This window comes from Streptomyces sp. NPDC058683 (assembly GCF_042716195.1).
Taxonomy (GTDB): domain Bacteria; phylum Actinomycetota; class Actinomycetes; order Streptomycetales; family Streptomycetaceae; genus Streptomyces.
In genome coordinates, this window is sequence record NZ_JBHXSK010000011.1 from 37,028 (window position 1) to 50,935 (window position 13,908).

A 13,908-nucleotide genomic window follows, 5' to 3' on the forward strand; every position below is an offset into this window, starting at 1 on the left:
TCGGGGTTACACCGGGGGCGCTTCGAAGAGCACATCGGGGTCGTTGAACTGCTCCTTGGCGACCGACTCGCTCATCGGGTCGGCGGTGCCCCACTGGTCCTGCGTGACCGGGTCGTCCACGTCGTGCCGGCCCGGGTGCCACAGGTCCTCTTCGAGGACGGCGAGTTCGGTGGTGTACTCGACGGTGTTGCCGTGCGGGTCGTGGAAGTACGAGAAGGTGTTGTCGCCCGCCAGATGCCGTCCCGGCCCCCAGGTGAGCCGGGTCCCGGCACGCAGCGCACGCCCGGTGCCGCGCATGTACTCCTCCACACCCCGCATCTCGAACGAGGCGTGGTGCAGCGACACATGGGGCCCGCGCGCGATGGCGAAGGAGTGGTGCAGCGGGCTGCACCGCAGGAAGTACATGAGGTCACCCATGTGCGTGGAGTACAGGGTGTCGGTGAGCCGGAAGCCCAGGTGTCGGACGTAGAAGTCGCGCAGTCGTTCCGGGTCCTGGGAGTTGACCACACAGTGCGACAGGCGCACCGGGACGGCCTCGCGCTCCTCGATCCTGCGGTGGGTGCGGGTGGCCACGTCGGCCGAGACCTCGACGACCCGCCCGTCGGGGTCGAAGAAGCGCAGCCCGTAGCCGCCGCCGGGGGTGTCCAGCGGCCGGGGCTCGTGGATGATCCGCACTCCGGCGCGGCCGAGCCGTACGGCGAGTTCGTCCACCGCCGCCGGGGACACCGCGCCGAAGGCGACGAGGTCCATCCGCTTCCGCTCGTCCTTGCGGATGCGGACGATGTACTGCTCGGGGCTGCCCTCGGCGGCGAAGAACGCGATCCCGTTGTCGTTCGCCACTTCGGTCAGACCCCAGGTGGTGCCGTAGAAGGCGCGCTGGGTGGCGAAGTCCGGTACGGCCAGGTCGACATGGCGCAGATGGCTGACGGGCTGGAAGCTCATGGGTGGCTCCTGACGGTGTTGCGCTGGTGGCCGAGGCCGGTGATCTCCGCCTCGACCACGTCTCCGGGCTTGAGGAAGACCCCCCAGTGCGCCCCGTTGCCGGCCGGGGAGCCGGTGAGCAGCAGGTCGCCGGGGCGCAGGGTGGTGGTCGCGGAGGCGTAGGCGATCAGCCGCGGAATGTCGAAGATCATGTCCTTGGTGGACTCGTCCTGCCGGACCACTCCGTTGTGCCGCAGCGTGATCCGCAGGTCGCCCGGGTCGCCGACGAAGTCCGCGGGGACCAGGAAGGGTCCGGTCGGCAGGAAGGTGTCGGCGTTCTTGGCGGTGAACCAGTCGGTGCCGATGGCCTTCAGGTCGGGCCGGTAGAGCCGGTCACGGGTCGTCAGGTCGTTGCTGATCGTGTACCCGGCGACGTGCGACATCGCCTCCTCGGCCGGGATGTCCTTCCCCGGCTTCCCGATGACCAGGGCGAGTTCGAGCTCCCAGTCGTGCTGGTCACCGAGCGCGGGGAGCACGATGTCGTCGTAGGGGCCGCACAGCGCGCGCGGAGATCCGAGGAAGATGTACGGGACGCCGTCGCGGATCCGTTCGTCCATCATCTTCTCGGCGTCGGCGCGGGCCTCCTGCGGGGTGGCGCCGTGCACGCTCTCCTTCTCGGCGGCGACCAGATCGACCACGTGTCTGCGGTAGTTGGCGCCGCTCTGCAGGATCTGGCCCGGCTCGATCGGTGTCAGGACCCGGAGGGCGGCCAGGTCGTGCCAGGTGCCGTCGTCGGCGTCGGCGTCGGCGTCGGCGGCCAGTTCGTGCAGCCGGGGCAGCCAGCTGTCCCAGTCCTCGACCAGCGCGCGTACCGACGCAACCAGGCCGGAGAGGTCGCGGACCCGCGCGTCGGCGACCAGCCCGGGGAAGGCGGCCGCGCCGTCGCTGAAGGTGCCGAGCGCGAAGGGGCCGGCAGGGGAAGGAAAAGGTTCGGGCACGGGCGGCTCTCCTCGTACGGGTGCGGGCTCGCCTTCGACGCTAGGCACCGCACGCGGTCGGCGGAAATGGCCGTTGGCGATGGCTGCCATCGCCCGCGGTTCCACCCCCTGCCCGCACTGACGTGCGGCGCCGCCATCGCCGTACGGGATGGATGCCGTCCCCCTTGCCGATGCCTCGATCCGTTGACCCTGCACGGACCGCCGACCAGGCTCGATGCCACCCCGAACCCGAGGAGAACACCGTGGTGGTCGAGCATGCCGAGCTGACCGTCGAGGAAGGCCGGGAAGCCGAATTCGCGGAGGTCTTCGGCAAGGCCCGCGAGGTACTCGCCGAGGCCGGCGGTTTCCGCTGGGCGGAGCTGCTGCGCTGCGACGAACGGCCGCGGACCTTCCTGCTGCTGGTCGGCTGGGAGTCGGTCGAGGCGCACACGGTCGGCTTCCGGGAGTCGGAGCGGTTCGCGCGCTGGCGGGCCCTGGTCGGCCCGTTCTTCGCCGCGCCGCCGGCCGTCGAGCACTACCACGAGCTGGGCCCGCGCTTCACCGGCTGACAGCCGCAGGCCGCTGACCCCTGCCTTTCACATTTGAGGTCTTTCTACGTTGAGCAAGGATCGCCCATGCCCGTTCACAAGGTGCTCGTCGTCGGCGGCGGCATCACCGGAAGCGTGCTGTGTCTCGCGCTCGCCCAGCGCGGTGTCGAGGTGGAGCTGGCCGAGATCTCGCCCCAGTGGTTCGGGGTGGGCCATGGCATCACCATCCAGGGCAACGCGCTCAAGGCGCTGCGTTCGGTCGGCGTCCTTGACCGGGTGCTGGCCCGGGCGGTGCCGTTCGACCTCATGCGGCTGCGCCGGGCGGACGGCGGTCTGATCACCGAGCTGGAGACCCCGCACACCGGGGGTGCGGACCTGCCGTCCACGGCGGGCGCGCTCCGCGCGGACCTGCAGAACGCGCTGTGCGACGCGGTGTACGGGCACGGCGTCACGGTCCGCCTGGGCCTGAGCGTCGAGCGCCTCGCCCCCTCCCCCGATCACATCGATGTCACCTTCACCGACGGCTCCGCCGGCCGCTACGACCTGGTGGTCGGCGCGGACGGCATCAACTCGGCGATGCGCGCGCTCATCGGCATCACCACGAAGCCCCAGCCGGTCGGTATGTCGATCTTCCGGGTGGTGGCTCGGCGCCCCGCCGAGATGGACTGCGCGGAGGTGTACTACGGCGGCCCCCGCTACAAGGCCGGCTACAGCCCGATATCCGGCGACCAGTGCTACGCCTACCTCCTCGACGAGAACCTCGACGCCTCCCTGATCGGCCCGCGCGCCTCGCTGGACCTGCTGCGCGAGCGTGGCGCCGGGTACGGCGGCACCTGGGGGAGGATCATCGCCTCACTGCCGGACGACACGGCGGTGGACTACCGCTGGATCGAGGCGGTGCTGGTAGACGAGGACTGGTACCGGGGCCGGGCGATGGTGATCGGTGACGCGGCGCACGCCTGTCCGCCGCTGATCGCGCAGGGCGCCGCGATGTGCATGGAGGACGCGGTGCTGCTGGCCGAGCTGGTCACCGACGACGAGCCGGTGGACCGGGCCCTGGCGCGGTTCATGGCCCGGCGGCTGCCGCGGGTGCGGATGGTGCTGGACAACTCCCTCCGGCTCGCCGAGTGGGAGATCCACCCGGAGACCCCCGGCGCCGACCCGGCGCGGATCATGTCGGAGACGCTCTCCTCGCTGACGGTGGCCGCATGAGCACGCCCGTCGTCGACTTCCACGGCCATCTCGCGGTCCCCGGGGCCGACGCCCTGGTGGCCGGCACCGAAGGCTTCGCGGCCGAGCTGGCCGCCGAGCAGCGCGCCCACTCCCCCGCGTCGCTGGCCGCCAACCGGGCTCAACTCCAGCGCCTGGCAACGAAGTTGACGGATGCCGGCGTTCGTCTCGCCGACCTGGACGCGATGGGCGTCGACATCCAGGTGGTCGGCCCGATGCCCATGCACCACTACTGGGCCGGCCCCGATCTGGCGGTACGACTGGCCCGTACCGTCAACGAGGCGGTGGCCGCGCACTGCGCCACCGCGCCCGAGCGGCTCCACGGCCTGGGCACGGTACCGCTCCAGCACCCGGACCTCGCGGTCGCCCTGCTGGACACGGCGGTCACCGAGCTGGGCCTGTGCGGCGTCAGCGTCTCCACCACCGTGGCGGGCCGCGAGCTGGCCGACCCCGCGCACGACGAGGTCTGGCTGAAGGCAGAGGAGTTGGGTGCGGTGGTCTTCGTGCACCCGTGGGGCTGCTCGCTCGGCGAGCGGCTCGCCACGCACTACCTCGGCAACACGGTCGGTCAGCCCGCCGAGACCACCGTCGCGCTCTCCCGTCTGATCTTCACCGGGGTCCTGGACCGCTTCCCGCGGCTGAAGCTGGTGGCGGCGCACGGCGGCGGCTATCTGCCGACGTACATCGGCCGCTCCGACCACGCCTGGCAGGTCCGGCCGGACGCGCGCGGCTGCGCCGAACCGCCCAGCGCCTATCTGCGCCGGATGTGGTTCGACGCCCTTGTCTACACCCCGCGCGCGCTGCGCCATCTGGTCGAGGAGGTGGGCGCGGACCGGGTGGTGCTCGGCACCGACCACCCCTTCGACATGGGTGTCACGGACCCGGTGGCCCGCCTGGACGCGGCCGGTCTCGATCCGGTCGCGCGGGACGCGATCGCCGGGGGCAACGCCCTGGAACTGCTGCTGAAAGGACACGTCCGATGACCGTCGGTCCCATCGAGGAAGAGCTCGCCAAGGCCCGTGCCCTGTACCGCAACTGGGGCCGCTGGGGCGACGACGACGTGCTGGGCACGCTCAACTTCGTCGACGACGCGATCCGCGCGCACGCCGCCGGTCTGGTCCGGCGGGGCCGTTCCTTCTCGCTGGCGCAGGAGTTCAACGAGTCGGGCCCGCAGCGCGGCTTCCGGGGCCGGATCAACCCGGTGCACTACATGCGGGACACCGGCTCCGACGCGGCGGCCGGCACCCAGGGCTTCCCGCACGGTTTCGGCGGCGCCGACGACCACGTGCTGATGCCGCTCCAGGCCTCCACGCAGTGGGACGGGCTGGGCCACATCTACGACAACAAGCAGGCGTGGAACGGCCGTCCGTGCACGATCGTCAACGGCGACGGCGACTCCGTGACCGGCATCGAGCAGATGCGGGACGCGTTCACCGGCCGCGGGGTGCTGCTCGACGTCGGCCGGGCGGCCGGTGACGCGCGCGGTGAGCTCCCGGACGGCTTCCCGATCCTGGAAGAGCACCTGCGCACCACCATCGAGGCGCAGGGCGCCACGTCGGGTGTGCGCCGGGGTGACATCGTGCTCGTCCGCACCGGGCAGCTGGGCCGGGTGCGGCGGCTCGGCGCGTGGGGCGGGTACGCGGCCGGGGACGCGCCCGGTCTGTCCTTCACCACCCTCGGCTGGCTGCACCGCACGGAGATCGCGGCCATCGCCTCCGACACCTGGGGCCTCGAGGTACGCCCGTACGAGTTCGCCGAGCCGGCGATGTCGCCGCTGCACCAGATCGCCATCCCCAACATGGGCCTGCCACTGGGCGAGATGTGGGACCTGGAAGCCCTGGCGGAGGACTGCGCGGCCGACGGTGTCTATGAGTTCCTGCTGGTCGCGGCGCCGCTGCCGGTGACCGGCGCGGTCGGTGCCCCCGTCAACCCCATCGCGGTCAAGTGAGCCGCCCGGTGACTGCGATCAATCGGGGGACGACCCCCGAACCCCCGAACCAGAACCGCTTCTCCGGCACCTTCCACCTCCCCGGTGACGAGGACTTCGAGGAGGCCGTGTACCGGCGGGTCTTCAACGCCCGCCGCCCGGCCGACCGCACCCCCGCGGCCGTGCTCGAAGCAGCCACCGAACAGGACGTCGTCGAAGGCGTACGACTCGCCTTGGAGCGCGGCTGGCAGGTCGCCGTGCGCTCCGGCGGGCACAGCTGGGCCGCCTGGTCGGTGCGCCGGGACACGCTGCTGATCGACCTCGGCGGCTTCCGCGAGATGGCGTACGACCCGCGAACGGGGATCGTCACGGCCACTCCCAGCGTCAAAGGCGGCGACGAACTCAATCCGTATCTGGGTGAGTTCGGGCGGTTCTTCAACGGCGGGCACTGTCCGTCGGTGGGCATCGGCGGTTTCCTGCTCCAGGGCGGGCAGGGCTGGAACGCGCGCGGCTGGGGCTGGGCGGCCGAGAACATCGTGGCGATCGACGTCGTCACGGCGGACGGCGAGCTGGTCCGGGCCGACGAGACACGGCACAGCGACCTGTTCTGGGCGGCACGCGGTGCGGGCCCGGGTTTCTTCGGGGTCGTGACCCGCTTCCATCTGCGCACCCGCCCGCTGCCCGGGCACCTGGCGCACACCGTGCACGCCTACCCGCTGGACCTCTTCGACGAGGTCATGACCTGGCTGCACCACACCCATCACACCGTCTCCGACCTGGTGGAGATCGTCGCTCTCACCCAGACCCCGCCCGATCTCGACGGACCGGTGCTGCTGGTGACGGGGGTGGCGATGACGGACACCGCTCAGGAGGCCGCCGAGGCGCTCGCGCCCCTGCACGCGGGCCCGTACGCCGACCGGGCGCTGTTCCGGGTCGAGGCTCAGCCCACCACCTTCGCGGAGCAGTTGGCCGGGCAGCGCATCGCCAACCCGGAGGGCCACCGCTACTTCGTCGACAACGCGTGGCTGACCGGCACCGCGGAGGAGGTCGTCCCGGCGATCCGCAAGGCGTTCACCGAGCATCCCACCCGGGGGACCTTCACCATCTGGTTCTCCATGGCCCCGCTGCGGCAACTGGCCGACATGGCGTTCTCGTTGCAGTCGGAGATCTATTGCGCGAGCTATGTCGTCCACGACGGACCGGGGCGGGACGCGGAGCTGCGCGGCTGGCTGGACGGGGCGATGGCGGCGATGGAGCCGGTGACCGCCGGCCAGTACCTGGGCGATTCCGACTTCACGGTACGGCAGTTGAGGTTCATGGGCGACGAGCAGTGGCGACGGCTGAACGAGATCCGGGCCGCCCGGGACCCCAAGGGCGTGTTCGCCGGCTATCTGAGCGCCGGGACCGTCACCAACACCAACTACTGGGAGCAGTGAGCCATGCGTTTCGCGACATACGAGCACGAGGGCGAGGAGCGCGCCGGTGTGGTGCGGGACGGGGTGATCCACCCGCTGCCCGAGGGGGTGAGCCTCCTGACGCTGATCGAGGCGGAGGTGCTGTACGCGGCCGGCATCGAAGCCCTTGACGTGCCAAGCCGGTTGACGGTGGATCAGGTACGGCTGCTGCCGCCGCTGAAGCCGCCCTCGATCCGGGACTTCGTCGGGTTCGAGGCGCACATCGAGGGCGTGTCGAAGTCGCTGGACGGCCTGGAGCGGGTGCCCGAGGAGTGGTACCGGGCGCCCAACTTCTATTTCACCAACCCGCACGCCGCCTACGGCGCCCACGACGACGTGCCGGTCCCGGCCGGCTGCTCGGTGCTCGACTTCGAGCTGGAGGTCGGCGCGGTCATCGGCCGCAGCGGCCGCGACCTCACCCCCGAGCGGGCCGGGGACCACATCATCGGCTATCTGGTCTTCAACGACTGGTCGGCCCGTGACCTGCAGAAGCCGGAGAAGAACCTCGGTCTGGGCTTCTCCAAGGGCAAGGACTTCGCCCACACGCTCGGCCCCTACCTGGTCACCGCCGACGAGGTGCAGGACCGGCGGGATCCGGACGGCTTCCTGGACCTGGAGATGACGGTCACCCTGAACGGGGAACTGATCGGCCGGGACACCCTCGCCAACGTCTCCTGGACCTTCGAGGAGATGATCGCCTACGCCAGCCGGGACGCCTGGGTACGGCCCGGTGACATCCTCGGCTCGGGCACCTGCGGCTGGGGCTCGCTGGCGGAGTTCTGGGGCCGGCTCGGGGAGCGCACCCCGCCCCCGCTGAAGCCCGGCGACGAGGTGACGCTGAGCGTCGAGGGGCTCGGCACGGTGTCCAACCGGATCGTGCCCGGGCGGGCGGACGCCTACCTTCCGCGGGCCCGCAAGAGGGGTCGCACGCCGCGCCCCTAGCACCCGAAGCTGTGGGGGGCCTGTGGTGCGCGCAGGCCCCCCACCTGGGGGTATCCGGTGCCCGGATGCCTGGCATCGCATCTTCCTGAGAGTCGCCCCGACCCCCTTCCTCGACGGCCGTCCGCTGGTTAACCTCCCGTTTCACCGAAGCTTCAATGACGTAGCCGGCCGGAAGGGGACACCCGTGGGTCTCGGAGCGATCGATCTCAATCTTCTGGTGGCACTGGAAGCGCTCCTGGAGGAGAAGAACGTCACCCACGCGGGGGTACGGCTGTCCACCAGCCAGTCCGCGATGAGCGGCTCGCTGGCCCGGCTGCGCCGGCACTTCAATGACGAGCTGCTGATCCGGGTGGGCCGGGAGTACGAGCTGACACCCCTCGCGGAGCGGCTGCTGCCGGTCGTCCAGGGCTCGCTGCAGAAGGCCGAGGAGGCGCTGTCGCTGACCCGGCACTTCGACCCGGGACGCAGCCGTCAGCGCTTCTCCGTGGTCATGTCGGACTACGTGATGACGGTGTTCGTGGAGCCGCTGCTGCGGGTCATCGCGGCCGAGGCGCCGGGCATCCGGATCGACTTCCACCCGATCGTCGACGGTCAGCTGGAGACCGAGACGCATCTGCGCTGCCACGACCTGATGATCGTGCCGCTCGGCTACCAGCTCCCCGGGGTCAGCGAGGCCGTGATGCACGACCGGTTCGTGTGCCTCGTCGACCCGGACAACCCGCGCCTGGTGGACGGCCGGCTCACCCTGCGGGACCTCGCGGAGATGCCGCACGCGGCCTGCGCCATCGGCAAGAGCCACACCCCCGCCGAGCGCCAGCTGGAGACCCTCGGGATCACCCCGAAGATCCAGGTGAGCACGCCCGGGTTCAGCGTGCTGCCGTTCCTGGTGAGCGGTACGGACCTGGTGGCGATGGTCCCGGAACGGCTGGCGAGGCGGTACGAGGGCTTCGCGCGCTGCGCGGTCGTACCGGCGCCGTTCCCGGACGTGCCGCTGGTGGAGGCCATGTACTGGCACCACAACCGGCACGCCGACCCGGCCCACCGCTGGCTGCGGGACACGGTCCGCAAGGTCGGGGCCGCACTGGGCAAGGAACCCCCGCACGAGATCGCCGACGTGGATGCCAGCCATTCCGAGAGCGCGTTTCCGCAGCTGTCCGCGGCTTCCTAGCGTGGACGGGAGGACATCCCGCACGCCCCCTCGGAGGACATCGTGGAAGCCGTGAACCGCACGCGCCTGGCGGGCCGTACCGTCGTCGTCACCGGAGCCGCACAGGGCCAGGGAGCCGCGGAGGCGGCCGCGGCCGCCCGGGAGGGCGCCACGGTGATCGCGACCGACGTGCTGGACGAGGCCGGCGAGAAGCACGCCGCCGACCTGCGCTCCGACGGCCTCGACGTCCGGTACGTCCGTCTGGACGTGACCTCGCAGGAGGACTGGGCGGCGCTGGCCGCCTCCCTCGACGTCGTGCACGGACTGGTGAACAACGCGGGCATCCCGATGCGGGCCCGGCTCGGCCAGGTCGGACTCGCCGACTGGAACCGGGCGTTCGCCGTCAACACCACCGGCGCCCTGCTCGGCATCCAGGCCCTGGCCCCGCTGATGCCGGCGGGCGCCTCGATCGTGAACGTCGGCTCGGTCGCCGGGCTCACCGCCCATCACGCGGTCGCGTACACGACCAGCAAGTGGGCGCTGCGGGGCCTGTCCAAGGTGGCGGCCCTGGAGCTGGCCCCACGTGGCATCCGTACGAACGTGATCCACCCCGGCTACATCGAGACCCCGCTGATGGCCACCGCCAACCCGGTGTTCGTCGCCGCCCACCTCGCCATGACGCCCCAGGGCCGCCCGGGCACGGTCGACGAGGTGGCGCCGCTCGTCGTCTATCTCCTCTCCGACGAGGCCTCGTACGTCAACGGCGCCGAGATCACCGTCGACGGCGGCTACTCGGCGCACGGTCCGGTGAAGGCGATCACCGACGCCCTGGACCGGGGCTGAGCGTCAGCTTTTGAGCTGCTCCAGCGTGGACCTGGTGTCCGTCTTCAGCCAGTCCGTCACGTCGTCGAGTGTCGGCGGGTCGGTGTCGCTGTCGTACGAGGAGAAGTAAGCGCTGTAGTACATGGTGTACGTCATCCAGCCGTCCCGCACCGCGAGCGTGGCGTACCGCGAGCCGCTGGTGGTGGAGCCGTTGCTGGTGTCCTGGGTGACCAGGTAGGCCTCCTCGCCGATGCCGCTCACCGGGCTCACGTCGTAGTCGGTGTGGCTGTCGCCGTACTTCTTCCAGGTGGCCGTGAACTCCGGTCCCGGGTCGGTCTTCTTGTGCAGGTCGACCGTCATGGTGAGGAAGGCGTCCCCGTAGCTGGAGCTGGTCTTCTTGAGACTGAGACTGCAGTAACTCTCGTCCAGGGCCGGGTCCTTCAGCACGTTCTTCGTCGGGGACGAGTCGGCGACGGGGTACTCGTCCGTGAACGACGAGTAGTCCGCGCCGGAGCAGAGGTTCGCGGGCGCCTGGTAGCCGCGCAGATCGGCGCCGGTACCGAAGCCGCCGGTCAGGAAGATGCCGCCCGCCCAGGCGGCGGAGGCGACCACCGCGCCCACGACGGCCCACAGCACGGCTCTCCCGGCCGCGTTCCCGCCTGCCGACGGCGGTGCGGCCGGGGGCGGGTAGCCGTAACCGGGCTGTACGGCATAGGGGTTGCCCTGCTGCGTGCCCTGTTGCGGGGGTGGCGCGGGCTGGTTGACGAGGGTCGGCTGGGCGTAGGGGTTCTGCGGGGGCGGCGACTGCGGGTTCGGATACGGGTACGCGGTCGGCTGGGGCTGCTGAGGCGGTACCGCCGACGGCTGGTCCGGCTGCTGCAGTGGCGGCGAGGGCTGCTGGGGCTGCTGGGGCTGCTGGGGAGTCGACGGCGGTTGCTGCGGCGAGGACGGCGGCTGCTGCGGTGGCGTGGACATGTCGTGAAGATAAGGCATTGCCCGACATCAAGTCCCCTCCCGGCCAGGACCGTTATGGATTGCGGACATCCGTTGCCGTTCCACGACCTCCTGACGGTACGGGAGTTGACTACACGTCAGAAGGCCGGGGCGCCCGCCCCGGCCTTCTCGTCGTGTCCGCGGTCAGGCGGACGCGGGCTGCACCGGCAGCTGGGCCGCCGCTCGCGCGGTGTTCTTGCGGACCAGCAGCAGGGTGACCAGCGCGCCGAGCAGCGAGGCGCAGCCGCAGATCACCACGCCCAGGGCCATGCCGTGCGCGAGGGCGTCCTGCGCGGCGGCCCTGGCGCTGTCGCTGCCCGCGTTGACCACCGCGAGCGGACCGGCGGCGGCCTCCATGCCCGCGTCGGCGCCGCTCAGCTTGCCGACCAGTGCGGAGGAGGCCGCGCTCATCGCGATCGTGCTGATCACGGCGGGCCCGAGGCCCTGGCCGAACTCCCGGACCAGGCTCGTCGCGCCGCTCGCCATGCCGGTCATCTCGATCGGTACGGCGTTCACGGCGGCCGACGTCAGCGAGGAGACCACGCAGATGAAGCCGATGCCGAGCAGCAGTACCGGGCCGATGAAGGCGGCGAGGTCGGTGGTGGTGATGGGCAGCGCGGCGATCCAGAACTGGCCGGCGGCCATCGGCAGCAGACCGCCCATCAGCAGCCAGCGCGGCTCGACCCGGGTGAGCATCCTGCTGAGCACGGGTGCGAGGAGCAGCGGGATCAGCTGGAGGATCACGAACGGCATACCGGCACGCAGCGCGCTGAGGTGCATCACCGCGCCGAGCCGGATGGAGACGCAGTAGGCGGTGCCGATGAAGCCGAACATGCCGGTCAGCGCGACCACCGCGGCGGCGGCGAACGACGGGATCTTCAGCAGTTCCAGGTTGAACATCGGGGACTCGGCGCGGTTCTCCGCGACCACGAAGCCGACCAGTGCGACGGCGGCGAGCACGAGGGCGAAGACGATCGAGGGGCTGCTCCAGCCGCGGTCGCCGCCCTCGATGATGCCCCACAGCAGGGCGGTCAGGCCGACGGCGATGCTGATCTGCCCCGGCCAGTCCAGGGCGCGGCCCTCGGGCGCCTTGGAGTCGGTGACCAGCGCCCAGCAGGAGATGCCGACCGCGATACCGAGGACGACCGGCGGCACGAACGCCCAGCGGAAGTCGGCGACCGTGGCGAGGATGCCGGAGGAGAGCGGGCCCACGGCGGAGGCGAGGGAAATGCTCAGCGCCCAGATCGAGACCGCCTTGGCGCGGTCCTTCTCCCCGGGGGTCGCGGCCGCGATCACGGCGAGGGAGCTGGGGAACAGCGCGGCGGCGCCGACGCCGGCGAGGGCCTGCCCGATCCAGAGCATGGTGATGTTCTGCGAGGTGGCGTTGAGGAGTTCACCGACCGCCAGCACGAATCCGCCGAGCACCAGCAGCCGCTTACGGCCGAACAGGTCGCCCACCACACCGAAATTCAGTTCCAGAATCGCGGTGGGCAGAATGAAGGCCGAGGTGACCCAGGCGACCTGCGATCCCGAGGCGCCGAACGCGGCCTGTATTTCCCCGTTGATGGGCGAGGGGACGGTAATGCACAGCTGCGCGGCGGCAACTGCCAGACAACAGGCCACGAGCGTGCCCACGTCCAGTTTTCTCACAGCGTTGGTCATTCCGTACTCCATCTCACGGGTTAACAGTGGTGCCGCGTTCTATGAGTTCGATGAGATTTCCCTCGGGGTCCCTGACCCAGGCCATTCGAACCCCCGGTTCAGGGGACGGTCCGGGTTTCAGCACCTCGCCCGCCCCGTGGGCCACCAGGGCGGTGTACACGGGGTCGAGTTCGGGGGTGGTGACCGCGAAGTGCCCGTACCCCTCGGTGAGGGCGGCGGTCATCGGGTCCGGTGCCCTGAGGCCGGGCGCGGACCCGGGCCTGGCGAGGAGTTCGATCCGCCAGCCGTGCGGGTGTTCCAGGACGACACCGGTCAGGCCGGGTCCGTCGAGACGGAACTCGAAGACGGTCTTCAGGCCGAAGGCCGTCCGGTACCAGGAGAGTTGGGCGGGCAGGTCGCGTACGTTGACGCCCACGTGGTCCAGCCGTGCGTGCATCGGTGCTCAGCCCGCCATCGCGCTGTCGCCGCCGTCGACCATGAGGTTGGCGCCGTTGACGAAGGCCGCCTCGTCGGAGCAGAGGAAGGCCGCGGCACGGGCGATGTCCTCGGGCTGCCCGATCCGGCCGACCGGGATCCGCGCCTCCAGCTGGGCTTTCGGACCGTCCGGGTCGTCGAGGAAGGGGGCGGTGGCCGAGGTGCGGGTCATGCCGGGGGCGATGGTGTTGACGCGGATGCGGTGCGGGGCGCCGGCCGCGCACAGGTGCTTGCTCATGGCCAGCACTCCGCCCTTGGCGGCGCCGTGCGGCACCATCGGCATGAAGGGCGCGCCGCGCACGGCGGCCACCGAGGCGACGTTCAGGACGGCCCCGCCGCCGCGCGCGACCAGGTGCGGCCAGGCGGCCCGGGTGCAGAAGTAGGGGATGTCCAGCTCGTTCCTGATGGTGAAGTACCAGTCCTCGGCCGGCATCGTCTCGAAGGGGCCGTTCCGCAGCGCGGAGGCGTTGTTGTAGAGGATGTCGATGCCGCCGAACTCCGCGATCCCGGCGTCGATCCACTCCCGCGCCCCGGTCTCGGTGGAAAGGTCGACCGGTGCCAGGGAACGCATCACGCCGCCGGCCTTCTCGACGAGTTCCACGGTTTCGGCGGCGCTCTTCTCGTCGATGTCACAGCCGAATACGGTGGCGCCCTCCGCCGCGAAAATCTGTGCCGCGGCCCGGCCGATTCCAGCCCCCGTTCCACTGATGAAAGCGATTTTCCCGGCCAGTCGACCCATGATTGCCAAGTCCCTTGTCCCATGCCGCCGAAGTGCGGTGGTGGCAGCGTAGGTAGGGCTTATGGCCAGAAC

At 70.9% G+C, this 13,908-nt stretch carries 14 protein-coding genes; 8 read left to right on the forward strand and 6 right to left on the reverse strand.

All coding sequences use genetic code 11. The features are described from left to right. Positions 1–6 precede the first annotated feature (6 nt). Entirely contained in the window at positions 7–942 is a 936-nt protein-coding gene (locus ACFWXC_RS13855) for a VOC family protein (RefSeq protein WP_384478020.1), read from the reverse strand. Next, complete coding sequence (locus ACFWXC_RS13860; RefSeq protein WP_384478023.1) at positions 939–1,919, reverse strand: fumarylacetoacetate hydrolase family protein; 981 nt, start codon at positions 1,917–1,919, stop codon at positions 939–941. The genes ACFWXC_RS13855 and ACFWXC_RS13860 overlap by 4 nt, the downstream gene beginning before the upstream one ends. Positions 1,920–2,161: 242 nt before the next feature. On the opposite strand from ACFWXC_RS13860, the gene ACFWXC_RS13865 reads away from it, so the two are divergent. The 8 genes from ACFWXC_RS13865 (at position 2,162) to ACFWXC_RS13900 (ending at position 9,989) form a co-directional block, all read left to right on the forward strand. Then, positions 2,162–2,467, forward strand: coding sequence for an antibiotic biosynthesis monooxygenase (locus tag ACFWXC_RS13865; protein WP_351736269.1), 306 nt, complete (start codon positions 2,162–2,164; stop codon positions 2,465–2,467). Between the two features lie 66 nt (positions 2,468–2,533). Continuing rightward, entirely contained in the window at positions 2,534–3,658 is a 1,125-nt protein-coding gene (locus ACFWXC_RS13870; protein WP_384478027.1) for an FAD-dependent monooxygenase, read from the forward strand. Beyond that, complete coding sequence (locus ACFWXC_RS13875) at positions 3,655–4,659, forward strand: amidohydrolase family protein (RefSeq protein ID WP_384478030.1); 1,005 nt, start codon at positions 3,655–3,657, stop codon at positions 4,657–4,659. Before ACFWXC_RS13870 ends, ACFWXC_RS13875 begins: the two co-directional genes overlap by 4 nt. Continuing rightward, entirely contained in the window at positions 4,656–5,624 is a 969-nt protein-coding gene (locus ACFWXC_RS13880) for a cyclase family protein (protein WP_384478033.1), read from the forward strand. Before ACFWXC_RS13875 ends, ACFWXC_RS13880 begins: the two co-directional genes overlap by 4 nt. A gap of 8 nt (positions 5,625–5,632) precedes the next feature. Then, positions 5,633–7,039 carry an FAD-binding oxidoreductase gene (locus ACFWXC_RS13885; RefSeq protein ID WP_384478035.1) on the forward strand — a complete coding sequence of 469 codons (1,407 nt, stop codon included), beginning with the start codon at positions 5,633–5,635 and terminating at the stop codon, positions 7,037–7,039. Between the two features lie 3 nt (positions 7,040–7,042). Then, on the forward strand, positions 7,043–7,999 hold the full coding sequence (locus ACFWXC_RS13890; protein WP_384478038.1) for a fumarylacetoacetate hydrolase family protein: 957 nt from the start codon (positions 7,043–7,045) through the stop codon (positions 7,997–7,999). A gap of 184 nt (positions 8,000–8,183) precedes the next feature. Beyond that, complete coding sequence (locus ACFWXC_RS13895; protein WP_384478040.1) at positions 8,184–9,167, forward strand: LysR family transcriptional regulator; 984 nt, start codon at positions 8,184–8,186, stop codon at positions 9,165–9,167. A gap of 51 nt (positions 9,168–9,218) precedes the next feature. Next, entirely contained in the window at positions 9,219–9,989 is a 771-nt protein-coding gene (locus ACFWXC_RS13900; RefSeq protein ID WP_384478043.1) for an SDR family NAD(P)-dependent oxidoreductase, read from the forward strand. A 3-nt stretch (positions 9,990–9,992) separates the two neighbouring features. On the opposite strand, the gene ACFWXC_RS13905 is transcribed toward ACFWXC_RS13900, so the two are convergent. From ACFWXC_RS13905 to ACFWXC_RS13920, 4 genes are all read right to left on the reverse strand, one after another. Beyond that, positions 9,993–10,943, reverse strand: coding sequence for a hypothetical protein (locus tag ACFWXC_RS13905; protein WP_384478046.1), 951 nt, complete (start codon positions 10,941–10,943; stop codon positions 9,993–9,995). A 162-nt stretch (positions 10,944–11,105) separates the two neighbouring features. After that, on the reverse strand, positions 11,106–12,623 hold the full coding sequence (locus ACFWXC_RS13910) for an MFS transporter (protein WP_384478049.1): 1,518 nt from the start codon (positions 12,621–12,623) through the stop codon (positions 11,106–11,108). 13 nt (positions 12,624–12,636) lie between these two features. Further along, positions 12,637–13,059, reverse strand: coding sequence for a VOC family protein (locus tag ACFWXC_RS13915; protein ID WP_384478052.1), 423 nt, complete (start codon positions 13,057–13,059; stop codon positions 12,637–12,639). Positions 13,060–13,065: 6 nt separating this feature from the next. Then, complete coding sequence (locus ACFWXC_RS13920) at positions 13,066–13,836, reverse strand: SDR family NAD(P)-dependent oxidoreductase (protein WP_384478055.1); 771 nt, start codon at positions 13,834–13,836, stop codon at positions 13,066–13,068. Between the last annotated feature and the right edge of the window lie 72 nt (positions 13,837–13,908).

Coding starts and splice junctions, on each gene's coding strand:
- ACFWXC_RS13875 (WP_384478030.1), top strand. CDS start 3,655: ATGAGCACGCCCGTCGTCGACTTCCACGGCCATCTCGCGGTCCCCGGG.
- ACFWXC_RS13905 (WP_384478046.1), bottom strand. CDS start 10,943: ATGTCCACGCCACCGCAGCAGCCGCCGTCCTCGCCGCAGCAACCGCCG.
- ACFWXC_RS13880 (WP_384478033.1), top strand. CDS start 4,656: ATGACCGTCGGTCCCATCGAGGAAGAGCTCGCCAAGGCCCGTGCCCTG.
- ACFWXC_RS13910 (WP_384478049.1), bottom strand. CDS start 12,623: ATGACCAACGCTGTGAGAAAACTGGACGTGGGCACGCTCGTGGCCTGT.
- ACFWXC_RS13915 (WP_384478052.1), bottom strand. CDS start 13,059: ATGCACGCACGGCTGGACCACGTGGGCGTCAACGTACGCGACCTGCCC.
- ACFWXC_RS13890 (WP_384478038.1), top strand. CDS start 7,043: ATGCGTTTCGCGACATACGAGCACGAGGGCGAGGAGCGCGCCGGTGTG.
- ACFWXC_RS13920 (WP_384478055.1), bottom strand. CDS start 13,836: ATGGGTCGACTGGCCGGGAAAATCGCTTTCATCAGTGGAACGGGGGCT.
- ACFWXC_RS13855 (WP_384478020.1), bottom strand. CDS start 942: ATGAGCTTCCAGCCCGTCAGCCATCTGCGCCATGTCGACCTGGCCGTA.
- ACFWXC_RS13870 (WP_384478027.1), top strand. CDS start 2,534: ATGCCCGTTCACAAGGTGCTCGTCGTCGGCGGCGGCATCACCGGAAGC.